Annotated in this window: 22 protein-coding genes and 1 pseudogene; 7 read left to right on the top strand and 16 right to left on the bottom strand. The window is 32.8% G+C overall.

Annotated elements, in window-relative coordinates; genetic code table 11:
• Positions 1-474 precede the first annotated feature (474 nt).
• A complete protein-coding gene (locus RWR88_RS06020; RefSeq protein WP_005606293.1) occupies positions 475-1,917 on the bottom strand; it encodes a multicopper oxidase family protein in 1,443 nt (480 codons plus the stop codon).
• 17 nt (positions 1,918-1,934) lie between these two features.
• Entirely contained in the window at positions 1,935-2,384 is a 450-nt protein-coding gene (locus RWR88_RS06015) for a CopY/TcrY family copper transport repressor (RefSeq protein ID WP_314451110.1), read from the bottom strand.
• 90 nt (positions 2,385-2,474) lie between these two features.
• Between RWR88_RS06015 and RWR88_RS06010 the strand changes: the two are divergent.
• Positions 2,475-2,849: pseudogene (locus tag RWR88_RS06010) on the top strand (DDE-type integrase/transposase/recombinase); the annotation flags it as partial.
• A gap of 42 nt (positions 2,850-2,891) precedes the next feature.
• Here the strand turns inward: RWR88_RS06010 and RWR88_RS06005 are convergent.
• From RWR88_RS06005 to pth, 13 genes are all read right to left on the bottom strand, one after another.
• Positions 2,892-3,779 carry an ROK family protein gene (locus tag RWR88_RS06005; RefSeq protein WP_314349457.1) on the bottom strand — a complete coding sequence of 296 codons (888 nt, stop codon included), beginning with the start codon at positions 3,777-3,779 and terminating at the stop codon, positions 2,892-2,894.
• Positions 3,780-3,948: 169 nt separating this feature from the next.
• Positions 3,949-4,836, bottom strand: coding sequence for an Hsp33 family molecular chaperone HslO (hslO, locus tag RWR88_RS06000; protein WP_314349456.1), 888 nt, complete (start codon positions 4,834-4,836; stop codon positions 3,949-3,951).
• A 76-nt stretch (positions 4,837-4,912) separates the two neighbouring features.
• Positions 4,913-6,958 carry an ATP-dependent zinc metalloprotease FtsH gene (gene ftsH / locus RWR88_RS05995; RefSeq protein WP_314349455.1) on the bottom strand — a complete coding sequence of 682 codons (2,046 nt, stop codon included), beginning with the start codon at positions 6,956-6,958 and terminating at the stop codon, positions 4,913-4,915.
• Between the two features lie 94 nt (positions 6,959-7,052).
• Positions 7,053-7,592, bottom strand: coding sequence for a hypoxanthine phosphoribosyltransferase (gene hpt, locus RWR88_RS05990; protein WP_314349454.1), 540 nt, complete (start codon positions 7,590-7,592; stop codon positions 7,053-7,055).
• Positions 7,586-8,938 (bottom strand): tRNA lysidine(34) synthetase TilS, encoded by a 1,353-nt coding sequence (tilS, locus tag RWR88_RS05985; protein WP_314349453.1) that lies wholly within the window; start codon positions 8,936-8,938, stop codon positions 7,586-7,588. Before tilS ends, hpt begins: the two co-directional genes overlap by 7 nt.
• Before the next feature lie 77 nt (positions 8,939-9,015).
• Entirely contained in the window at positions 9,016-9,507 is a 492-nt protein-coding gene (locus tag RWR88_RS05980) for a S1 domain-containing RNA-binding protein (protein WP_314349452.1), read from the bottom strand.
• 93 nt (positions 9,508-9,600) lie between these two features.
• On the bottom strand, positions 9,601-10,026 hold the full coding sequence (locus RWR88_RS05975; RefSeq protein ID WP_314451104.1) for a septum formation initiator family protein: 426 nt from the start codon (positions 10,024-10,026) through the stop codon (positions 9,601-9,603).
• A gap of 163 nt (positions 10,027-10,189) precedes the next feature.
• Positions 10,190-10,888 carry an MgtC/SapB family protein gene (locus RWR88_RS05970; protein ID WP_314349450.1) on the bottom strand — a complete coding sequence of 233 codons (699 nt, stop codon included), beginning with the start codon at positions 10,886-10,888 and terminating at the stop codon, positions 10,190-10,192.
• Between the two features lie 144 nt (positions 10,889-11,032).
• Positions 11,033-11,683, bottom strand: a complete 651-nt coding sequence (locus RWR88_RS05965; RefSeq protein WP_314451100.1) for a hypothetical protein — start codon at positions 11,681-11,683, stop codon at positions 11,033-11,035.
• A 144-nt stretch (positions 11,684-11,827) separates the two neighbouring features.
• Entirely contained in the window at positions 11,828-12,100 is a 273-nt protein-coding gene (locus RWR88_RS05960) for an RNA-binding S4 domain-containing protein (RefSeq protein ID WP_006703326.1), read from the bottom strand.
• Positions 12,087-13,706: a polysaccharide biosynthesis protein gene (locus tag RWR88_RS05955; RefSeq protein ID WP_314451098.1), complete on the bottom strand. Its 1,620-nt coding sequence runs from the start codon at positions 13,704-13,706 to the stop codon at positions 12,087-12,089. Before RWR88_RS05955 ends, RWR88_RS05960 begins: the two co-directional genes overlap by 14 nt.
• 19 nt (positions 13,707-13,725) lie before the next feature.
• Positions 13,726-17,250, bottom strand: coding sequence for a transcription-repair coupling factor (mfd, locus tag RWR88_RS05950; RefSeq protein ID WP_314451095.1), 3,525 nt, complete (start codon positions 17,248-17,250; stop codon positions 13,726-13,728).
• A 71-nt stretch (positions 17,251-17,321) separates the two neighbouring features.
• Positions 17,322-17,882 carry an aminoacyl-tRNA hydrolase gene (gene pth, locus RWR88_RS05945; RefSeq protein ID WP_314451093.1) on the bottom strand — a complete coding sequence of 187 codons (561 nt, stop codon included), beginning with the start codon at positions 17,880-17,882 and terminating at the stop codon, positions 17,322-17,324.
• A gap of 294 nt (positions 17,883-18,176) precedes the next feature.
• Between pth and RWR88_RS05940 the strand changes: the two genes are divergently transcribed.
• The gene (locus tag RWR88_RS05940; protein ID WP_314451091.1) at positions 18,177-19,145 is read left to right on the top strand and encodes an L-lactate dehydrogenase; all 969 of its coding nucleotides are present in this window, start codon (positions 18,177-18,179) and stop codon (positions 19,143-19,145) included.
• A 57-nt stretch (positions 19,146-19,202) separates the two neighbouring features.
• On the opposite strand, the gene RWR88_RS05935 is transcribed toward RWR88_RS05940, so the two are convergent.
• A complete protein-coding gene (locus RWR88_RS05935) occupies positions 19,203-19,520 on the bottom strand; it encodes a helix-turn-helix domain-containing protein (RefSeq protein ID WP_314451089.1) in 318 nt (105 codons plus the stop codon).
• A gap of 91 nt (positions 19,521-19,611) precedes the next feature.
• On the opposite strand from RWR88_RS05935, the gene RWR88_RS05930 reads away from it, so the two are divergent.
• The 5 genes from RWR88_RS05930 (at position 19,612) to RWR88_RS05910 (ending at position 24,728) form a co-directional block, all read left to right on the top strand.
• The gene (locus RWR88_RS05930) at positions 19,612-20,757 is read left to right on the top strand and encodes a dipeptidyl aminopeptidase (protein ID WP_314451087.1); all 1,146 of its coding nucleotides are present in this window, start codon (positions 19,612-19,614) and stop codon (positions 20,755-20,757) included.
• A 60-nt stretch (positions 20,758-20,817) separates the two neighbouring features.
• Positions 20,818-21,636, top strand: a complete 819-nt coding sequence (locus RWR88_RS05925; RefSeq protein ID WP_314451085.1) for a Cof-type HAD-IIB family hydrolase — start codon at positions 20,818-20,820, stop codon at positions 21,634-21,636.
• Positions 21,637-21,734: 98 nt separating this feature from the next.
• Positions 21,735-22,106 (top strand): hypothetical protein, encoded by a 372-nt coding sequence (locus tag RWR88_RS05920; RefSeq protein WP_314451083.1) that lies wholly within the window; start codon positions 21,735-21,737, stop codon positions 22,104-22,106.
• Complete coding sequence (locus RWR88_RS05915) at positions 22,019-23,176, top strand: ABC transporter ATP-binding protein (RefSeq protein WP_314451113.1); 1,158 nt, start codon at positions 22,019-22,021, stop codon at positions 23,174-23,176. The genes RWR88_RS05920 and RWR88_RS05915 overlap by 88 nt, the downstream gene beginning before the upstream one ends.
• Position 23,177: 1 nt before the next feature.
• Positions 23,178-24,728, top strand: coding sequence for an ABC transporter ATP-binding protein (locus tag RWR88_RS05910; RefSeq protein WP_314451081.1), 1,551 nt, complete (start codon positions 23,178-23,180; stop codon positions 24,726-24,728).
• The last annotated feature ends 341 nt before the right edge of the window (positions 24,729-25,069 follow it).

Genomic DNA, 25,069 nt, shown 5'->3' with positions numbered 1-25,069 from the left:
CGGGTGGTTTATTTGTCACGCACCTACGGAGCGTGACGGACTGAAAGTCACATAACAAAAAGAGAACGATTTCTCGTTCTCTTAAATTTATTGAGTATTTTTCTTATTTCTCAAAACTCTAGACACTTACCGCGCAGTATGTGTCTGAAATTTTGAGAAGAGTCGAAACTGGAGCTATACTATACTATAAAAGTGGACAGAAAATTGTGTGTTATAATCTGTCTATTAAGACACAAAATGAAAGGATTTTTATGTCAGGTTTTAAACGTTACGACGAGGATTTCAAACAATCGTTCGTTAATCTCTATCAAACTGGTAAAATACAGACTGAATTTTTTTTGAATATTCTTCTTTAATTTTTTTACTGAACAACATTTTTAATATTCTCATATCCTTATCCTCTCCTCGTAATTTCTATATTAGAATCTTACACTTAAATTGTGGGAGCATTATGAAGATATAAAATATTATTTATTATTCTACTTTAATTTGTCCCATCATACCTGCTTCTTCATGTTCAAGAATGTGACAGTGGTACATATAAGTACCCTTCTTATTAAACTTAACTATAAGTCTTACTTTTTCGTTAGGCTCAATATATACAGTATCTTTCCATCCGCTCTCCTCTGGAGAAGGCGCATTACCGTTTCTTGATAGAATTTGAACCTGTGTGCCATGAATATGGAATGGGTGCCCCATTTCATGCATCATAGATCCTGGGTTTGTAATTTCCCAAATCTCTGTATCTCCAAGCTTCACTGTTTCATCAATTCTATTCATATCAAACTTTTTACCGTTTATTGATACCATGTGACCCATACCTTGAAGCTCAAAGCTTCTTATCTTAGTAGCTTGTGCTTCTGACATTCTTTCTATATTCGTTAAAGTGCTAGGTACTTCAGTATCATCTTTCCCATCGCCTTTAACATTAAAGGTCATAATGGCTTCCTTATTACTCATAAGTGATAGCTGCGTTCCCTTTTCATACTTTGAAAAGTCCACTATTATCTCTGCTCTTTCCCCAGGTGATAACATAATATTTCTCTTGCTAACCGGTTTTTCTAAAAATCCACCATCAGATGCTATTTGATAGAATCCATCTCTATTATCTAACTTCAAATTAAAGTTACTTGCATTAGCACCATTAACTATTCTAAATCTCATCTTGACTCTATTAACCTCTAAATTAGGTTTAATAGCTCCGTTAACTATGATAGTATCCCCTGTTGCTCCATCCATCATATTTGTATTATAAATAAAACTGCCGTCCTTGCCAAAGCTTCTATCTTGAATTACTAAAGGTATATCATTTACTCCATATTCCTTAGGAATATTTAAGCTTTTTGATACTTCATCATCCACATAGAATAGTCCTGCTAAACCTTTATAAACTTGGGTAGCAGTATTTCCTCCAAAGTGCGGATGATACCACAATGTTGCAGCCTGTTGATTTACTGTAAAACTAGGCCCCCAAGTTGTTCCTGGTTCAATTCCTTGATGAGGGCCCCCATCCTTTTCTCCTTCTACCTCTAGTCCATGCCAGTGAACTGTAGTTGCTTCTTTGAGCTTGTTATTTACGTGCATATTTACTTGCTCACCTTTACTTACTCTGATGACAGGGCCTAAGAAGCTTCCGTTGTAACCCATAGTTCGTGTCTTGGTATTTGGTAAAAATGAAGTTTCTCCTTCTTGAGGTTCTAAAGTAAAATCCGCAATATTAGGATCTGGATTTTTATCCTCTAATAGTGGTGGTATAGGAAGCGTACTTTTTGTTTTACTTGTTTGAATATCTATATTAACTGCACTCTGGTTTATTTTAAAATAACTAATCATTGGTTCTAAAAATGTAATATATCCAACTGCAGTTAATACGACTGTAAGTCCAATACCTAATAACATATGTTTATTCTTACTCATTTTTATTCCTCCTTATGTTAATGATGATGTAAATGACACTCGCATTGTCCTTCTGGACAATTGCAATCCACTTCTTCTACTGCGAAAGATTTTTTTATCTCTAATATTTTTTCTAGTCGATCTATATCATCGAAGCTTAAAACATGATTTTCAATGATGCTTCCTATTACATTTCCGACTTTCTTATTGCAAATACGGTTAAAAATATCTTCTGCATAATCCCTTACGGCTTCTTTCTCTTCAATATTAGCAGTGTAAATAAACTTTCTACCTTCATGCTCTGTATTTAGTACGCCTTTTCCAACTAATCGACCTAAGATCGTTTTGATAGTGGATTGTGTCCAGTCCATTTTTTCTTGCAATACGGAAATGACTTTTTTACTAGTTACTCGATCATTTGCCCAAACTACACGCATGACTTCCCATTCTGCATCTGTGATATAAGTATTAAATTCCATTGTGCTCATTCTCCTTCCCCTCTATTCGTCTACAGATGTGAACAAACATATTCAAAGTAAGTTTACTATTGTAAACGAATTATGTCAAGTCTTTTTAATAATAGAAATTTTTCAGCAGACAAACCTATGCAAAAATTGACTACAGATATCACATATTTGCCTTTCGGTCTTAAACGATTATATTTATCTTCCATTATGGATTTACATAATGGAGAAATCATTGCTTACACAATTTCCTCAAAACAGGATACTAAGTTTGTATTGGATACATTAAATCAAATTGATTTACCTAAGGATGTCTACTACATAGAGATCAAGGCAGCGTTTATACTTCTGCTGAATACTACAATCTATGTAATTCAAATTGTAGAAAATTATATCAAATATTCTAATGAAAAAAGAATCCAACAAAAATTGGACTACCTGTCTCCGGTTGAATACCGGAGACAGGTAGTCCTAGGGTGTTTTTATTAAATTCTCACTTTTTGGGGTCAGTCCCTTCCAACCTTCAATCCTTTATAAAACTAATAAACCTGCACCGATAATTCCATTATCTCCTTTAATAGTTGAAGTAACTATTCTCTGTAACACATGTTTTTGTTCAGCATGTAATCTAGTTTCTAAAATTTCTTTTACTAACTCAATATAGTCCGGATTATAATTGGATACACTTCCTCCAAATACAATGACATGTGGATCTAGTAAACAAACCATCGCGTGTAAACTACTAGCGATTCCACTCGCCGCTTGACGAATAATATCTGTTGCAATGGCATCTCCTTGACGCCATTTTTCAAATACATCTTTAGTTGTCACAGAATCATCTTTGTATAATTCTTGAGCTTTCTTTTGAATCCCTACCCCTGAACAAGCTTCTTCTAAACTCATCCATTGACCAAAGTAATGAACCGGAATAAATCCAATTTCACCTGAGAAACCTGCTCCACGAAGAATTTCATTATGAACAATATTTGTTGCTGCAATTCCAGTTGATAAAGTGACATACGCAAACATTTCTTTTTCTGTTAAATTTTGAAGGCGATATTCTGCATAGGCAGCGACTTTTACATCATTATCAATTTTCACTGGAATATTTCCATAAACTTCTTGTAATCTTTTAACAATCGGAAAATTTGGCCATGGAATATTATTTTGGAAAACTGCTATTCCATTTTCTACATCTACTTTCCCTGGCAAACCAATTCCAATACCTTCCATCTCTTGAATTGAAAATGGATGTTCATTTAACTCTTCATTTATTAATCGAACAACTTGTTCAAATAATGTTTCAGCACTTTCGACTTCACTAGGTGCTTGCCTGCGACTCACAATTTCTCCCTTTTCATTAATAATAGCAACCGCTACTTTTGTACCCCCAATATCAACACCAATTGATTGTTTCATTAAAAACCTCTCCTTTTTTTAATCGTTTTCATCGTTATTGTAGCCTTGTTTGAACATTTTTGCAATGATAAATTTTAAATGTAAAAAGAAAAAACTTTCCTTTGCAGCATCACTTGTAAAATTTCTAAATTCTATAGTGTTTTTTGCTCTAAAGAAAGTTTTTTAATCATTATTTTTGAGACTTAATTTCTGTGATTAAGTCATTTAAATCATCTTCACTAAATTGATATTTTTCACCACAGAAATGGCAAACAATTTCTGCTCCATGATCTTCATCAATTAAATGTTGTAAATCCTCTACACCAATCGATAATAATCCAGCACTAAATCTTTCTCTAGTACAAGGACAATGAAATTCTACAGGTAATTCTTCCAATACTTTAATATTTTCTTTACCTAATAAACGGTTTAATAAATCAATTGGCTCTTCTTGTTGGTCAATCAATTTTGAAACAAGAGGCATTTCACTAATACGTCGTTCAATTTCTACAATGGTTTCTTCACTAGCTCCAGGAAGTAATTGAATCATAAATCCACCTGCAGCACGAACGGATTCATCTGGATTTACTAAAACAGAAACACCAACTGCCCCATTAATTTGCTCGGAAACAGCTAAATAATAAGTGAAATCCATTCCTAATTCACCATCAACAATTGGAATTTGTCCAGAAAATGGTTCCTTCATTTGTAAATCCTTTATAACAGTAATCGTTCCGTTTGTACCCACAACGCCACGTACATCTAACTTTCCCTTTTCATTTAAAGGTAAGCTTACATGTGGATTTGAAATATAACCTCTCATTTGACCTAAACCATTCGCTTCTGCCATGATTTTTCCACCAGGGCCATCTCCATTAACTTGAACCGTAATTTTTTCTTTTCCTTTTAAACTAGTCGCTAATAATTGAGTTCCAATCATCGTACGACCTAATGCTGCTGTAGCTGCACTCCAAGTATCATGACGTTTTTGTGCCTGTGATACTGCTTCAGTCGCTACAATGGCAACTGCTTTAACTTCATCATTAAAAGCTAATACTTTTAATAAATGATCTTTCATTCTTCATTCCTTCTTTCATCCATAAAAGAAAAGTGGGAAAGAAAAGCTTTGACTTTCCCTTCTCACTTTCTTTTCATTATTCTAAATCATCTTTTGAATCAGATTCTTCTTCATTATCATCTTGTTTTGCTGCTTCACGTTTTGCTAAAGCCATTTTAGAATCTTCAAAACTTGCTGCTTCTACTTCACTTGGATACTCTTCTTCAACATCTTCTGTTGGCATTTCTCCAGTTTCGAATAAAGCTTTAATTGTACGTTCATCAAGAGTTTCTAATTCTAGTAATTTTTCAGCAATTAGAGTTAATTGATCTTTATGTTCTTCTAAAATTTGTAAAGCTTGTGCATAAGCTTCTTTCATAATAGAGCGAACTGCATTATCGATTTCAAATGCTACTTGATCAGAATAAGCTTTCGTTTGTCCGTAATCACGTCCAATAAAGACTTGATGATTTCCTTCATATTGAACAGTTCCTAATTCATCATACATTCCATATTCAGTAATCATACTACGAACAATTCCTGTTGCTTGCTCGAAATCATTACTTGCTCCTGTCGTTTTCTCATTAAAGATAAACTCCTCAGCAGCACGTCCACCAAGTAATCCAACTACTTGCTCGAACAATTCTTTTTTAGTCATTAAGAAACGATCTTCTTTTGGAAGCATAATTGCATATCCGCCTGCACGTCCACGAGGAACAATCGTCACTTTATGAACGACACGTGCATCACTTAATACCATTCCTACGATTGTATGACCAGCTTCGTGGAAAGCAACCATTTTACGTTCTTTTTCACTAATTGCACGATCTTTTTTCGCTGGACCCGCAATGACACGGTCATGTGCTTCATCCACATCTAACTTGTCAATCGCTGTTTTATCTCTTCTTGCAGCTACTAAAGCAGCTTCATTTAATAAGTTTTCTAATTCAGCACCAGAGAAACCTGGAGTTTGTTGAGCAATCACTTTTAAGTCCACTTCTTTTGCTAATTTTTTATTTCTAGCATGAACTTTTAGAATTGCTTCACGTCCTTTAACATCTGGACGACCTACTAAAATTTGACGGTCAAAACGTCCCGGACGTAATAATGCAGGATCTAATACATCAGAACGGTTTGTTGCAGCAATCACGATAACGCCTTCTGTTCCTTCAAAACCATCCATTTCAACTAATAATTGGTTCAGAGTTTGTTCACGTTCATCGTGACCTCCACCCATACCTGCACCACGTTGACGACCAACAGCATCAATTTCATCAATAAAGATAATAGCTGGAGCATTTTTCTTCGCATTTTCAAATAAATCACGAACACGACTTGCCCCTACCCCAACGAACATCTCAACAAATTCAGAACCTGAAATTGAGAAGAACGGAACATTCGCTTCACCCGCAACAGCTTTTGCTAATAAAGTTTTACCTGTCCCTGGAGGGCCTTCTAATAACACACCTGCTGGAATACGAGCTCCTAGAGCTGTAAATTTACGAGGATCTTTTAAGAATTCTACTACTTCTACTAATTCTTGTTTTTCTTCTTCCGCACCTGCTACATCAGAAAAACGAACTTTTACTTTTTGTTTATTTTGATCTGTCGCTTTAGATCGACCAAAATTCATCACGCCACGTGGACCACCTTGCCCCATTTGACTTGATAATAAGTTATACATTAAGAATCCAAAAATTCCTAATGGCACAACTAATTGTAAGAAAAGTGATAACCAAATTCCTGATTGACTTTCAGGAAGAGTTGTAATTTGAGTGCCTGCTTGCTGTGCAGCATTGTTAATCTCTGTTACAGTTCCATCATTTGGTAAAACTGTTGTTTTGAAATTAGAAGTTTTAGAAGATCTCTTATCAAATATAGCTAATCCTTTAGAGGATGTATTTGTATTTTCTTTTGCTTCTTTGTATTCTCCAGTAATCGTATATACGGAGTTTGCATATTGCATTTTAATTTCTTTAATGTCACCTTTTTTCAATTCTTGAACGAATTGTGTATAACTAACTTCTGTCGTTTGTCCATTAGAACCTTGATTAAACCAAGAAACTAACCCAACAATTGCTACAAAAATCATAATATACATTAGTCCACTACGAAATATTTGACGATTATTATTTGTATTCATTTTGCCTCCTACAATTCATAAATGGTTGTATAAAACAGTGTATCACACTTAAAGGTCTTTGACCATTTTTGATAATTAACTTAACTAAATCTTATCATTCATACACTTCTGGTTTTAATACTCCAATATATGGTAAGTTTCTTAATCCTTGTTTGTAATCTAGCCCATAGCCAACTACAAATTTATTTGGAACTTCTACTCCAACATAATCTGCATCAATTGCGATAACACGACGTTCTTTTTTATCTAATAATGTTACGATTTTAACGCTTGCTGCTTGACGATGTTTTAATAATTCAACAATATGAGCTAAAGTACGGCCTGTATCAATAATATCTTCCACAATTAATACATGGCGACCTTTTACACTTTGATCTAAGTCTTTCAAAATACGAACTTCACCACTTGATTCAAATGCATCACCATAACTAGATACATCCATAAAATCCACTTCTAAATCGCAGTCCATCGCACGAACAAGGTCTGCCATAAAGAAAATAGCTCCCTTTAAAATACAAATCACTAATGGATTTTTATCTTGATACTCTGCTGTTAATGTTTTCCCTAATCTTTCAATTGTTTCTTCTAATTCTTTCTTACTAACAACTACTTCTGCAATATAATTATCTAACATGATAGCACCTCTTCTTTTTTTCTATAGACTATTCTTATTCTATCAGTTTCTTTCCTTTTGGACAATGATTGTGTTTTGCGAAATCCTAATATTGCGATTATTTCTTTTGAAGAATTTTCTACAATCCACAATTTTTCCCTTTCTTCTTTAGGAATTTTCTGATTAATACACCATCTTCTAATACTTTGATGCTGATTTTCTGTTAAAAGAAAACGATCATTTTGCTTTCTTCTACGTATAGTTAATGGAAAATCTTCCATAGAAACAAACATTTCCCATCCTTGTTCAGCTTTAAATGATATACTTTCATCTTCTGATAATACAATATCTGCTGATTCAAATCCCTCTACTATTATTTCTTGATAAATACTTTCTTTTTTCAGTTCTTTTATAATCGATAATTGATCATATCTTTTTTGGAAAATCCATCCTTTTGGTAAATTCAAACTCATTTGAGAAGTGTCAGATATAATTGCCTCTTGAATATCTAACACATTTTTAGCACTCAATAAACCTCCAAGTTTTTTAGATAATTCAACCAAAATAACCTTTTGGAGTCCTACTGGTTGCTTGATATACCTTTCCTTATTCCAAGACCAACCATTGTGTAAATCTAATAGTTCCTGTTCCATCCATTGGTTCGCCAATATTAAAATTACTTCTTGCTGTTCTTGTAAAGTTTTCGTAAATTCGTGGATTTTCTGATTAAATTTCGAATTTTCCAGTTTAAAAAGTGGAATAATTTCCTTTCTAAATCGATTTCTCGTATATTCTAAACTTTGATTCGTTAAATCTTCTTTAAAAGGTATTTGATGAATCGAAGCATATTCGTATAAATCTTCTTTATCAACTGTTAAAAAAGGACGAATAAGATAGCCTTCACTAAAGGGACGAATGGACTTCATTCCAGCAACCCCCTCAATTGTACTGCCTCTTGTTAATTTCATTAAAACCGTTTCTGCTTGATCATCTGCATGATGAGCCACTACAACATAGCGAGCATTATTTTTTTTCATAGAATCTTTCAGTTTTTGATATCGAAACTTTCTTGCTTTTTCTTCAATCCCTGCTGTCTGTTCAAACCCTTGTTCCCAATGATATACTTCTATAGAAATATTTCTTTCACCACAAAAATTTCTAACCATCTCTTCTTCTTCATCGGATTCTTTTCGAAGATGATGATGAATATGAACAACAGAAAAATGTATTGTTTCAATCTTCTTTTTTAGCTGAAAAAAACTTTCTAATAAGACCATTGAATCCACGCCTCCAGAAACCGCTAATAAAAAAGATTCCTGTTGCCAATTGGGAACATATTGATTAAAAAATAATTCTAGTCCCTTCATTCAAACACCTCCCTTTCAAAGACTATTTACAATGACAAAAAGAGACTGGATATTTCCAGCCTCATTATAATAATTTATTATGAACGACGTCCACCACGTCCGCCACGTTTACCTTCTGTATTACGTTTTAATGAAGTTAAACGATCTTCAGAATCTTTTAAGAAGGAACTCATCATTGCATCGAAATCATTCACTTTTGCTTGTGATGGAGATTTTTTCTCAAATGATGGTGCTGATTTAGCTGCATAAGGTTTTTTAAATCCTTGACCTTCTTGATTACGTGGAGCTGATTTTTGGAATTTTGGTTTTTCTTCAACATTTTCTTCTGAAGAATCAGCACTTGCACGACGAATCGATAAACTTACCTTTCCATCTCCAGAAATTTCCATTACTTTTACTTGTACTTCGTCTCCAACTGTTAAGACATCTTTAATATCTTTAATATAAGAATTAGATACTTCACTAATGTGAACTAAACCTGTTTTACGGTTTCCTAAATCCACAAAAGCACCAAAATTTGTAATACCAGTTACTTTACCAGGTAAAATATTCCCTACCTCAATTGACATATAAAAAGCGTTCCTCCTTCAAATTTCCCCTTTTACACACACGCTTGACGAGTATAAAAGATTATTTCCACCATTTCATAGCACCTGCTAAAATTAATGACGAGATTGATTATCTTTTGCTTGTTGAATTTTATTTTGCGCAGCATCATCAGGTGTATTAAAAATAATCTCTCCTGATTTACTTAAGTAATATTCACTACGTGCAAGTTTTGCAACATAATCATCTTGTTGTAATAACTCAACTTGTTGAAGCAAAGTTTTTTGTTGTCCTTGTACTCTTGCTTCTTCTTTCTTCGCTTCTACAATTTGGGCCTCAATTTTACTAGCATGATTTAATTGTTTGACGATTTGTATTGTTAATGTACCAATCATCGCTATAACAGCTGCCATTAGTAATGAATGAACAACAGCTACTGTTCTAAAAACAGGCATTTTTGGTAAATGAACATTTGTATGCAATTTTTTCTTTTTTGATTCAAACGCAATTATTTTGCTGTTTTCTTGTTGCTGTTTACTCACTACACTGACTCCTTTAATGATTATATGACGAGTATAACAAGAATATGATAACTAGTCTATGCTTTTAGGAAAATTTTATAAAAAAAGTGGTATAAGCCACACTGCTGGCTTATACCACTTCTCCACGAACATCCTGTTTGCTATATCAGATAAGTCTTACTCACTAATATTCTTCTGTTTTAAACTTAATCTTCTTGACTTCTAAATCAGAGTGTTGTTCTTCCATATACTCTTGAATCTTCTCGATAACAATTTCTTCATCATGTTCCACTCGTAAAATTAATTCAAATTGTCCCTCATCTAATTCCTTAGCTTCCACTTGAACAGCTTGATAATCTTCTAAATGACAAAAATCATACACCTTTTGCATAATCGTTACATCTGGAACTAAACAATGAATACTTACTTGACGATTTTGTGCCTTTAATGGAGATTCATGTGTCAATAATTGAATAATAACGACTACTGCTGCACAAACAACTCCGAAAATCCACATACCACCACCAATTGCTAAACCAATCCCAGCTGTTGCCCAAATTCCTGAAGCTGTTGTAATCCCGCTGATTTTCTTATCTCTCATAAAGATAATACCACCACCGATAAAGCTGATACCACTAACAACTTGCGCAGCTACACGAGCTGTATCAAATTTTGATGTATCTAAAAATGCTTCTTTAGAAATTAGCATCATTAACGCTGAAGTCAAAGCTACGATTACATGCGTTTTTATACCCGCTTGTTTATTTCTTGATTTCCGTTCATATCCAATAGCCAATCCACATAAGCAAGCTAAAATTATGGCTATTAAATGTCTAACTTCTAATATTGCATCAAAATTTCTACTTAAAATTGTTTCTACCATACTTGCTCCTTTCATGAATCTTGAATTTTTTGTGCTGTCATCAAAATGATAACGTGCCCATTATTCTATGCTTTTCTTCCATAATTGTCAAGAAATCTTATCTTTCAATTTAGGCATCATGAATTGGAGTAAATATGATGATCATTATTTAGAGATACTTATAATTGTATCTTTCATATTCTTCACCACAAAGATATCGTAAAACATCTTCAGTATGCTTCCTAATACAATCAAAATTCCAAAAGCCATCCATAACATTTGAAGATTCATCGTTCCAAGAAACACACTTCTAACGACCTGTCCAATTTGAAGCGCACTCGCATGATCCATCACTTCTATTCCAAATGAGAAATGATCATAAAAAGTATGGATCATCATAATGATTTGAAGATTAATAAAGATGGAATCTATCTTCAATTCTTTATTCTGATGAATTTTTCTAGTACTCAATCCTAATAAAATCATTAATAGAACAGTAAACACAATCGTTAAGTCCACAATCACACCAAAAGGGAATGAATGAAAATTTAGAATAGTCCCCTTTATAACCATTGGACCAAACACAGCTGTCATTAATATTAGTTCTAGCGCGATAATTCCTTTTTTTATTTTTAAAGGTAGTTTCATCATACTAAACAATACCAACAGAAAAGTGAAACAACTGACTCCCATTGCTCTCCACGATTCATACGTCACTTCAACAATTCCTTTTGTACTAAAGTACAATCCAAATAAACAAGTAACAACAGAAGTAACCATTGCAACACTCATATAGACTTTACTCATTTTATTCATCTTCCTCATCCTTTCTCTGATATGAAATCGTTATTTTCTTCACATATAGTATAATGAAAACATTTTTCTTTCTCAATAGATCATCTATTTAAGATTTTCTAAAAAAATAAGAGAGGTTGACAAATCAACTCTCTCTTCTCCGTTTTAAAACTCTTCTGTTTTCACTACTTGTTTCTCTTCTAAAATCGTAAACATTTCTTTGGCATCTTCTTTTCTTGTTGAGTCTAAAATAGCATCTACTCGAACGGTTACAGTCTTATTTCCAAATTGAATGGTAATAATATCTCCTACTTTTACATCCGTTGAAGATTTTGCCACTTTATCTTGTACCGTAATTCTTCCTTTATCGGCTACTTCTTTTGCAACACTTCTTCTTTTAATTAATCGAGAGACTTTTAAATATTTATCTAATCTCATTCTTTTCCCCTCTTTTCTTCCATTTTCTTGTAAATCTTAATAGTGATTTCCCTTTTGGAATCATTAACCATTCACGAATAGTAAATAACTTTATCCGAATCGCTCCTATTATAAATACAATGATTCCAACACTCACTAACAATAGAACAAGCAGTGTATCTTTTGTTCGAGAATCTCCGGCTGGGAAATAGCGTTCAAAGAGGATATTCAATCCTCCTACAACGATTGCCATTCCAATCGATACAATTCCTAATTTTATCATCGTTGACTTTTGGTGGTTCGAAGAAGACTTACCCTCTCCACTTAGAATCCAAATCATTCCTAGCATCACGAATAACCCTAAAATCGTAGCGATACTAGCCCCTAAAGTTTGAAACATTGGAATGAAAACAATATTACCAAATCCTTTGGTAATTAATCCAGCAAATAAAGCCATAAGCGTAATCGAATATTTTCCAGTACTTTGTAAGATTCCATGGTAAGCCATCATCATAGAGGCTAATACGATACTAATTATATAAATACTCAGCACATCGTTGCCTTGAATATCCCCAAACAGCATATGATTAACTCTTGGTAAAATGACTAATAATCCTACTGTGGCTACCACTGAAAATACCATTGTCATCTTTAAGAGAGACTGTTTCAATTGTTCAAATTCTTCTAAATATTGTTTTGTATAACTACGACTGAGTAATGGTAAGTAGCTTGAAGAAAATCCTACTCCAACAACCATCCCTAATTGCACCAGTGGTTGTCCTCTATCAAAAATCCCTTTTAAATCTTTAGCAATTTCTTGACTGATTCCCTGTTCTACTAAACCTTTAAACAAGGTAAATGAATCCATTAATTGAAACAATACTAATATAGAACTTAATAAACATATAGTTCCACCTTCAATAACTAATCTCTTTAGCAATACTCCCCATTGAATCTTATGAGGTTCAATGACACGACTGCCATTCCAATTTTCAAATGAGTCTGATTTTTTATAATACAATAATACAAAAGTTGCCATCACTGCAGCCACAACAGCACTCGACATTGCCCAAGTTCCAACTTCATATAAATCATTCGTAAGACTTCCATAAAAACTGGCAGCTAATAAGATCACACTTACTCGAACGACTTGTTCCATTACTTGAGAAACAGCTGTGGGAACCATTCGATTCGTCCCTTGGAAATACCCTCTAGCAATTACCAAAAATGGCATCATTAAAAACATCCACGAAACACTTTGAATGACTGGGGATAATAAAGTATCTCCCATCCATAAAGCAATGAGTTCTGACTGTGTATATAGAAGTGAAAATACTCCTATCCCTATTCCACTTAAAATCCAGAATAATCGTTTTAAAAGAAGAGATAATTCATAATCTGACCGATACTGAGCAATTAATGCTGAAACAAATACCGGAAAACCAGAGAGAGCAAAGGTCATTCCAATTCCATAAATAGGATAAACTTGCTGATAAACGTAAAAACCAGTATTTCCAACCATATTTTGGAAAGGAACTCGATAAACGGCACTTAATATTTTCGCAATGAAGGCTGCTAGTGACAATACCAACGCTCCTTGCATCATCTGTCTATTCGATTTAACCATTGAATCCCCCTCTCTGTTCTTATTCATTTTCCTCTTTTTGCGCTTCTACAACTTCACAACATTTTTCTAAAAAAATTTTGATTTGTTCTAACCATAAATCTGTTGGTTGATTCGTTACATTGAGCAACACTTGTAAAGTTGTACCTTTTTTAGTGACTTGAGCAGGTAATTTCACTGGCCCAAGGGCTTCGAAAATAGCAACTCCTTCTAATTGTTGAGCTACCGGTTGAGCAATGGATACAATGATTGAATGTTGTTTTTTCTTAATCGAAGTAATCGATAATTGCTCTGCAAAATATTTTAGCATTCCAACTTCTAATAAATAGCTCACTTCATCAGGGAATTCTCCAAAGCGATCAATAAAATCATCTAATAATTCATGATACGTTTCCATACTATCAATAGAACGAATTCGTTTATACATTTCAATTTTTTGACGTTCATCTTGAATATAAGTGGCTGGAATATAAGCATCTACTTGTAAATCAATTTCAACAGAATCTTCCATTGTTGGGACAGCTTTTCCTTGTTTTTTCAATACTGCTTCACTCAACATTTGAGAATATAAATCAAATCCAACAGAATCAATAAATCCATGCTGTTGTTTTCCTAATAAATTCCCTGCACCACGAATCGATAAATCTCGCATCGCAATTTTGAATCCAGAACCTAATTCTGTAAAGTCACGCATCGCTTGCAGACGTTTTTCTCCAACTTCTGTTAAAGTTTTATCTGGTTGATACATTAAATACGCATACGCAATACGGTTGGAACGTCCCACTCTTCCTCGTAATTGATATAACTGTGACAATCCCATATGATCCGCATTTTCAATGAATAAGGTATTTACATTTGGAATATCTACCCCTGTTTCAATAATCGTCGTTGTTACTAAAACATCATATTCTCCTTCAATAAATTGATATAAAATATTTTCTAATGTCGTTTCACTCATTTGTCCATGAATGACTCCAACTCTTGCTTCAGGAACTAATTGACGTAATTCATCTGCTTTCTTCTCAATGGTTTCCACACGATTGTATAAATAGAAGACTTGTCCTCCACGAGCTAATTCCCGTTCAATTCCATCTTTAATTGTAATCCCTTGTTGCTCCATTACAAAAGTTTGGACAGGATAACGGTTTGAAGGTGGTGTTTCAATAACGGATAAATCACGTACTCCTAACATCGACATATGCAATGTTCTAGGAATTGGCGTTGCTGTTAGTGTTAAAACATCGACTTGGGATTTCAATTGTTTCAAGCGTTCTTTATGTTTGACACCAAATCGTTGTTCTTCATCGACTACTAATAACCCTAAATCTAAGAAATTCACATCTTTTGATAAAATACGATGCGTTCCAATCACGACATCTACTTGACCCTTTTGTAATCCTTCAATTGTTTCTTGTTGTTCTTTCTTCGTTCTAAATCTACTTAACAATCCTATTTTGAACGGATAATCTGCAAATCTTTGAACAAAATTTTCATAATGTTGTTCTGCTAAAATCGTTGTTGGTACTAATACTGCTGCTTGTTTTCCGTCCATTAACGCTTTGAAAACTGCACGCATCGCTACTTCTGTTTTCCCATAACCAACGTCTCCTACTAGTAAGCGATCCATTGGTTTATCTTTTTGCATATCTGCTTTAATTTCCTCAATACTTCTTAATTGGTCTTGAGTTTCTGAATAAGGGAAGGCATCTTCGAATTCTTTCTGCTCAACAGTATCCTTACTGAAGGCATATCCTTTTTCTGTATCACGCTTTGCATATAATTCAATTAATTCATCCGCAATATCTTCTATTTTATTTTCAACTTTGCGCTTTGTTTTTGCCCATTCGCTACTTCCTAATTTATTTAATTTAGGAACTTTTGCATCCGAAGAAACATATTTTTGAACTAATTTAATTTGATGAACAGGAACAAACAAATGCCCTCCATCTTGATAATGAATTGACATATAATCTTGATGGACACCATTAATTTCTAATGTTTCCATCCCTTGATACACACCCACCCCATGATTGACATGAACAACATAGTCTCCAACTGCTAATTCTGTATAACTCTTCAATCTTTCCGCATTGGAAATTTTTTGAGTTCTTGGGGCACGTTTCGTTAATTTATTAAATAGTTCCTTTTCTGTAACGACTACAAACTTATCTTGTGGTAATTCAAATCCATGGCTAAAAGTTCCTACCATAATTTGAAGAATTCCTTCTTGTACTTCTTTTGTAATAATCGCTGGAATATCAAAATCATGGAAAGTTTGTTCTACTTTCGCAGCTCTCGTTAACTGATCCACCACTACGATAACCGTAGCCTTTTGTTTCGCCCAACGATCTGCTTCTACTTTTACCATTGGCATTTGTGAGAAGAATTGTGTCATTGAACGTTCTTGAATATTATGAATGGCTTCAAACGTTAATCGGCCCAATCCTTTTTGGAATAATGAGAAATACGTTCTTGGTAGCGTCGAATCTTTTAACACTTTCTTTCCTTCAAAAATCATATCAATCGAACTAGCAATCATTCCTAATTCTAATTGATGAATTTTCCATAATCCTGCTTCTTCATGAAGTGAACGTTGTTTTTCTTGAATTCGAGCATAATCATCTACTAATAAATATCCTTTTTTAGACACATAATCTAAAATAGTCGTTTTATCTTTATAAAATAGTTCGAGCCAATAAGAAATTTTAGGAGGAATTTCTCCTTCTTCTAATTGTGCTAATAAGTGATTCATTTGATTCGTTAATAATTGAGTACGTTCATCTGATTCACTACTCTTTATATCTTTTTCATAAGCTTTTTGAATCTTAGCTTTTGCCTCAAATACCACTTCATATTCAAATGGAATATCTGTTGCCGGTAAAAGAATGATATTTTCTACCATTTCAAGTGAGCGTTGCGTTTCTGCATCGAAATACCGTAATGAATCTAATTCATCATCAAAAAAATCTAACCGAATCGGATGTTCTTGATCCAACGGATAAATATCAACAATTCCTCCACGAACAGAAAAATCTCCTGGAGTAGCTACCATTGCTTCTCTACGATAACCCATCCGTCCTAATTGGGTGACTAAATCTTCTACCTCTAACTGAGTTTCTCCAACGACTAATTCAATGGTACTTTTCTTCCAAACTTCTAAAGGTACTAATGGCTTTTGAATTCCTGATAATGGAACAACTACGATTCCTTTTTCTCCAGTTGTTAAAAACTGTAATGTTCGAATTCGATTACTCACCACTTCAGGAGAGTGAATAGAATATTCTGCAGCTAAAGATTCCTCTACTGTAAATAAATATACTTCGTCTTCATACCACTGTACTAATTCTTCATATAATTGAGTCGCTTGTAACATTGTTGGCGTTACAACAACTACTGGGCCCTTCCAATTTTCATATGCATTTGCTACAGCTAAATGCTTTGCTGCTCCAGTTAATCCTAAAACTAACTGACTTTGCATCATCGGAAGGTTTTCTATCCATTCTTTAAAACTATGGATTTGTTTTTTACTAATTCCTAACGGTAACATATCTTTTCCTTTCTTTTGATATAGGCACTAAAAAGGTTGAAACTTTCGCTCCAGCCTTTTCTCAAATTTATTTAATTATAACGATTCATCGTTTGAATAAAGTTATCGCCTTTTATCCAATCTCTTAACGCTTCTACGCTTTTATCCACAGAAGCTAAAATTTCTTCTTGTTCTTCTTTTTCAAAATTAGCTAATACATGATTAACTACACTTCTACCTGGAGCAGGTCGTCCTACCCCAATTTTAATACGATTAAATTGGTCACTGCCTAAACAACTAATGATACTCTTAATCCCATTATGTCCACCGGCACTACCTTTTTGACGCAACCTAATTTTTCCGACTGGAAGATCCATATCATCATACAGTACCACAATATCTTCAATTCCAATTTTAAAATAATTCATTAATGGACGAACCGCCTGACCGGATAAATTCATATACGTCAATGGCTTCATCAATATTACTTTTTCTCCATCAATATGCGTTTGAGTAAAGGTTGCATCAAATAATGCTTGATTAAATTCTAAATTTTCTTGATAGGCAAATTCGTCAACGGTAATAAATCCAATGTTATGACGAGTTCCTTTATATTTCGCCCCTGGATTTCCTAATCCAATAATTAATTTCATACGTTCACACCCATTTCTCTGTTGAGTCCTTTCTAGTATATCACAAACTGTTCAAAAATCGAAAAATTAATAAACTAACAGACCTGTGATAAGTTCTTCACATATAATTTTTTATATTTTTTACTTTTTTGAAATTATGAAAATTAGCGTTTGACCGAAAATGAAAAGATATGAAAACGAAAACATCAACATTTGAAAAAAGTTCATTTTTTCAAAACTTTAGATTAAGTATCACAAATCAAATCGTGCTATACTATGGATAGTTATTCCACGAAGGAATAAGGAGGTAATACAATGGAAAAAACAATTAAAGCTAGTAACAAAGTGATTTTAGTCGGAGACGGTGCTGTAGGTTCTAGTTATGCATACGCACTTGTACTTCAAGGAATTGCTGAAGAACTTGGAATTATTGATATTGCAAAAGAAAAAACAGAAGGAGATGCTTTAGACTTATCACACGCTCTAGCATTTAACTCTCCTAAAAAAATCTATGCAGCAAGCTATGAAGACTGCCATGATGCAGACGTTATTTGCATTACAGCAGGTGCTGCTCAAAAACCAGGAGAAACTCGTATTGACTTAGTACACAAAAACTTAAAAATCTTAAAAGGAATTATTGATCCTATCATGGCTAGTGGATTTGATGGAATTTTCCTAGTTGCATCAAACCCTGTAGACATTTTAACTTATGCTACTTGGAAATTTTCTGGATTACCAAAAAATCGAGTAATTGGTTCTGGTACAGCATTAGATAGTGCTCGTTTCCGTCAAGCAATTGCTGAATTAATCGACGTTGATGCACGTAACGTTCACGGATATATTTTAGGTGAACACGGAGATACTGAATTCCCTGTTTGGTCACATGCTAATGTCGGTGGATTACAAATTTATGAATGGGTTCGCCAAAATCCTGAAACAGATGAACAAAAATTAGTAGAAGTATTCTTCCAAGTAAGAGATGCTGCTTATGAAATTATTGCGAAAAAAGGTGCTACTTACTATGGTATCGGAGCTACTTTAGCAAGAATTACTAAAGCAATTTTAAATAACGAAAGAGCTATCTTCCCACTATCTGTTTATCTTGAAGGACAATATGGACAAGAAGATGTATATATCGGCGCTCCAGCCGTTATTGGACGAGATGGTATTCGTCAAATTATCGAAATCCCACTAGCAGACTCTGAACAAGAAAAAATGGACTTATCAGCATCTGCCTTAAAACAAGTCATTCACGACGCATTTGAACGTTTAGAAAATGAATAATTATTGAAAATACTAAAAAGCAAAAAATCGATGGCGCTTTGCCGTGATTTTGTGCTTTTATTTTTTACGTAAAAATACCTCATTCTCCATCATCCAATTTTTGAGTCCATAAATATGTGGCAATAAACTCTTCCCTAAAGGAGTTAATCCATAATACGTCTTTTGTCCTGTAGAGGATTCTCCTTTTTTATAAACAATATGAATTTCTATCAAATCATTTAACGTTTGCGATAACATCTTTCTTGAAACTATTCCAATTTCACGCTCTAATTGTGCGAAATACATTTCCTCTTCAGCTAATGTTAATACAATAAATATGCTCCATTTCCCAAGTAATGGTAACGCTAACTCTCGTAAACATCTGTCTTTTTCCATAGGCACCTCAAAGTAACTTCTTTTCTAACAAACTTAATCTGATTATTATTATACCCATAACTAGATATGATTGCTATAAAGGAGTGTTTCGATGTTTTTTAAAACTTTTGAATTCGAATTTGAAACAAGACGATTAATGTGGTATTGCCCCTATGGCGGAAGTGATTTTGCAGAAGTTCAATCGACTACAGAAAAGATAAAAGAAAAAAATTATGAATCCTGGTATGCAGAATGGTATAAACTCAGTACTAAATTAACACAAAAAAACTTTAACAGTTCTATTTCTAAAGGGAAAGCCTATTTAAGAGCTAGTCGATATTTTCAAGCAGCTGAATTTTTCTTATCTCCTAAAGACGATAGAAAACTAAATTGCTATGAACTTTCCGTCGATTATTTTTATAAAGGACTAGATTTATTATCGATTCCTTATGAACTAAAGGAAGTACCATATGAAGATTATTCCTTACGAACATTATTTTTTAAAACTACTCAACCTCCTAAAGGAACCTTATTCATTTGTGGTGGATTCGATGCATTATTAGAAGAACTTTATTTTACAAATGTAAAAGCATCTTTAGAGGAAGGGTATCATGTCATTTTATTTGAAGGCCCTGGACAATCTCGGGCGATTCGAACGTATCAGAAAAACTTTACCCCACGTTGGGATTTAGTTGTAAAAGCTATCCTTCAGGCTTACCAAGAAGAAATTGTCTTACCCAAAATTGGAATTGGACTATCCTTAGGTGGATTATTAATCGCAAGAGCTTCCGCATTAAATGAGCATTTATTCGATAAAATTGTTTTATATAATTATTTTCCAAATATGTTGAATTCCTTTAAAACAAATATCCCGAAAATCCTTCATCCATATTTAAAAAGTCAATTTCCACCTTTTTTAGAAAAAATGATTGAAGGATATATTGCTCATGTCCCCTTTTTAAACTGGCAAATTGAACATGCAAAATGGGTTTTCGGATGCGAGTCACTCAACCAACTCATTACTCGATGCCGAGATTTTTCAGAACTTCCAGTCAAAAATCCAGTTCTTCTTTGTGTTGCAAAAAATGATAACTATTATCCTTCTGAATTAGCAACACAATATTTTGAACAACTAGACGTTCAAAATAAAAAGATGAAAATTTTCGACAAAGAAAATGACTACAGTGATCTTCATTGCCAAAACGGCGCTGCCTTTGATACAAATGATGTTATTTTTGATTGGCTTTCGGAAGGTTGATGTATCTAAAACTCTTCTTTATGTTACAATAGACTCATAGAACACTAAAGGAGATTTCAAATGATTAAACTAATTGCCATCGACATGGATGGCACGCTACTAAATGCTAAAAAACAATTACTGGAAGAAACAAAACTATATTTCAAAGAATTTCATCACAAAGATACTGACACATTATTGGTCCTATGTACAGGCAGACCTGAAACAGGAATTCGCCCTTACTTAAAAGACTTAGGTTATCTTGAAGAAAACCATTATATTATTAGTCAAAATGGTGCTAATATTTACGAAAGCCAAACAGGAAATCGCATCATGGATGCCTTTGTAGATTCATCTGCTATTCAAAAATGGATTCAACTTGGAAAAGAACATGGCATTAGTGTGATGGGAGGCGGAGTTAATTACTACTACTCCTTTGACCAAGAACCTACAGAATGGATGGAATATGATGTAAAAATCATTAATGGAGAAATCAAATGCATTACAACAGAAGAATCTCTCACAACAGATTTTTATAAAATTTTACTACTTGGAGACGAAGAACAATTAAACAAATTCGAAACAGTCATTCCAGATGCTTGGAGAGAAAAATTCTATGTAGTTCGTAGCCAAAAATATTTAATTGAAGTACTAAAAAAAGGCGTCAATAAAGCATACGGACTAGAAAAATTAGTTCAAAGACTCAATATTAACCGAAACGAAATTGCCGCTATCGGAGATGCCGCAAATGATATCGAAATGCTTCAATACGCAGGATTACCAATCGCAATGGGAAATGCCACTGAAGAAGTAAAAGGTTTAAGTAAAATGGTAACAGACACAAACGAAAATAATGGTGTCATTAAAGCTATCGAACGAGTGATTAGTGAGAAATTATAGTATGATCACTACAGAAAAAAATAATTTAACTAGATTCAATGATGAGTTATCAAAATTACCAGAATCATTAAAAAAATTTATTTCATGGAGAAATTAGAATGTTTAGTGTGAGAAAAATTGGGAGTTTTATACTAGCCTTTGTCCTTTTAATAATTGGTTCTATTTTAGAAGGGATAGTTCCTAAGGAAATTGGACGCGGAATTGATTTAATTCAGTCTGATGTATCAGTGTATAGTACATTTAGTGGTATTTTATTGCTAATTTTAATAGCTTTTATTTGTAGTAGAATAGGTTTGATTGGAATAAAATTACTTACTGTATCCGCTGTAGGTGCTTTAAGAACTTATTTATATTCTTTTTGGAATTATAAGAACTATAAAAAATCGATGACATTAAAAAAGGTGAGTTTACACAAATTATTAATGATGATTTACAAAATATTGAAAATTTCACAATTGAGTCATTTGTAGAAATATTAGTCACGGTCATTGGATTTGTAATTGCAGCGATAAATATTTACTTAATTTCTCCAATATTATTTTTGACCTTATCCATATTGTATTCAATATATTTCTTACCATTTAGCAAACTCGTAAAGAAACAAAAAATGTTACACATTAAACAGAGAGAAAAAAAGAAAATTCTAAAAATTTTTACACAAGAATATTTAACCAATAAAGAGAAATTATATTTTCTTTATTCTGGAAGTTATATACAAAAACAAGTTTATTCTCTATCAGATAAAATCAATGAGTTAACTGTTAAAATTAATTTATCTGCTAATCAAACTAAGTTATTACCTAGAACCATTGATTCTATTGGACCAGGACTTATTATAATTTTAGGAGGTATGAAAGTTATCTCTGGAGAAATTTCAATTGGTGAATTAGTATCAGTCATAACTTATTTAAGTTATTTTAGTTCTCCTTTTAAATATACTATGGCTTTTATTTCATCTATTCAAGAAATTTTAATGTCATATTCTAAAGTATATAATTTGATAAAACTACTAAAAGAGGAACGCAACCGAGAAAAAACATTAAAATTTTATCAGTTCATTAATCTATTAAACAATAATGTACATGGATACTTTCTTATAAGGGGTAAAAATGGTGCGGGGAAATCAACACTTTGTAAAGAATTATATTTTAATGATTTATATTTAAAACAAGAATATAAAATGTTTGTTCCGCAAGACTTTACATTTATAAAAGGTACTGTTGAGGAAAATTTAATGAGAGACGATCTATCTAAATTTTCTAAGTTATTAAGTATTATTCCAGAATTAAGTACAAATTTAAGCGAAGAAAGCGATTTATCAACGGGACAGAAAGCAATTATCAATCTTATTCGTCAAACCAATTTTGAGGCGAAAGTTATAATAATTGATGAGTTAGGTGCTAATGTTGACGAAAATGTCAGAAGGCTCATTGAAGAATTTTTTCTTGAGTATTTTTCTGATAGATGCATTTTTGAGGTTACTCATTTAGAAAAAGGGATAGTTCCATCAAGAATAATTACAGACATCATAGAGGTTTAGTATGAAAGAAATATCGAAGATTTTATTGAAAAGTAATATATTTAAGCTATTATTCATTTCATTGATTGTCTTACTAAGATCAATAGTGTTATTATTTCCAGCAATACTTATAAAATATGCAATAAATTATAGCATTCCTAAGTTTGATGTGTTTTCATTATTTTTCTTAGGGGGAATGGTTGCTATTATTCCTTTTTTTACCAATTATTTAATATCTTTAGACCTGAAAATTTCAAGTTTTATATTGGACAATAGTTTAAGTCTTATAGATAGACTTGTAAACAAATCATTGACTACGACAAAAAATGACAGTGCATATTTATATTATATTTCGAAAGGTGTAAATGAAATTAGTTATTTCTTTTATCGAGATATTGGTAGCTTATTGTGGTGTCTTGCTACTATTGGATTAGGAATGATTTACATATTAATAGAGAATATCATAATTTTTTTAGTTATAGTTATAATATTTCTTAGCGTGTATTTTTTATTTAGTATATTTTACAAAAAAATGATAGTAGTTGAAGATATGAGAATAAATAAACTGATTCATTTACAATCACTTTCCCAGAATCTGGATAATTTAGGCATAAAATCGTTTTATAATGAAAAATTAAATTATAAATTGATACATGAAATAAATAAAGTTAATGATGAGATAATTGCTTTATCTAGGAAAAGCAATATATTGGAGCATTTTATAACCTCAATTATTAAATTTATCAACAGTTCTATGGTTGTAATTATTTTTTGTTTGGGATCGTACCTTATTGGCAGAGGAAGCATTGGTAGTATAGTTTCTATTTATCAAATAAGTATCTGGATGATACCAGCAATGACACTCTTGATTCAACTTTCTGTAAAATTTAGTAGTATTAATATCAAAGTCGATACACTCGAAGAACTAGTAAATGAAAAAGAGATAAAACACAAGCATAAACCATCACTTTTACAGAAAAAAGACTATTTTGAAATAATGAGTGGCTCTTATGGTAATTCTAAGCTGGATAAAAATATAATATTAAAAAAAGGGAAAATATATCTATTCACAGGTGCAGTAGGAATTGGAAAAAGTTCGTTTCTATCTAACTTCGTAAGATGGCAGGAAGAGTATTTTAATAAAATTTGGTACAGCCAAACAAGCCCAATTATTTTTTCCGATACAATTATAAACAATATACGATTAAATCAGAATATTTCAGATCAAAAAATAATAGAATTATTGAATCTCCATCATTTCCCTAAAACAATTTGTAATCGTTTATACGAAGAGGTAAATTTTAATACTCTTTCTGGTGGTGAAAGACAATTAATTGAATTTGCAAGACTGTTAGTCAGGGCTGTAGAATTTGACATATTAATTTTTGATGAGTCCTTTAGTGCAATAGATCCCGTTACATTCAGTAAAATTTGGAAAGTTTTTATAAAAAACTTTTCTGATAAGACTATTATTGTCGTTTCTCATAAAAAATTAGAGAGTATAGTTTTTGATTTTGAAATTAAATTTAGTGATTATTTTGAGGTAAGAAAAGATGAAAAAAATATTTTTTAATATAGAAAAATGAAGTCTCGTTTCTTACGTACCCATATCATTCCTAAGAAAAGAAAAAAGACTTCCCATTGTAGTATGAGCACTAGAAGCCAACTGGCTTCTAGCGCAGGAAAATTTGAGACCCAGGCTCAAATTTTAGCCAAGAGACACCACTGGTGGCTACTGGCGTCCTAATACTACAATTCCTGGTAGTCTTGTTTTTTTTACGCATTCATGTCATTCCAAAGAATAGAAAAGAAGACTTCCCATTGTAGTATGGGCACTAGAAGCCAACCGGCTTCTAGCGCAGGAAAACTCCAAGACGGTTTCACCGTCTTACTCATGACAGAAACAAAATTTGG

Source organism: uncultured Granulicatella sp. (assembly GCF_963528195.1).
Classification (GTDB): Bacteria; Bacillota; Bacilli; order Lactobacillales; family Aerococcaceae; genus Granulicatella.
Note: the sequence above shows the minus strand (reverse complement) of the source record. Positions and strands in the feature narration are given on the sequence as shown.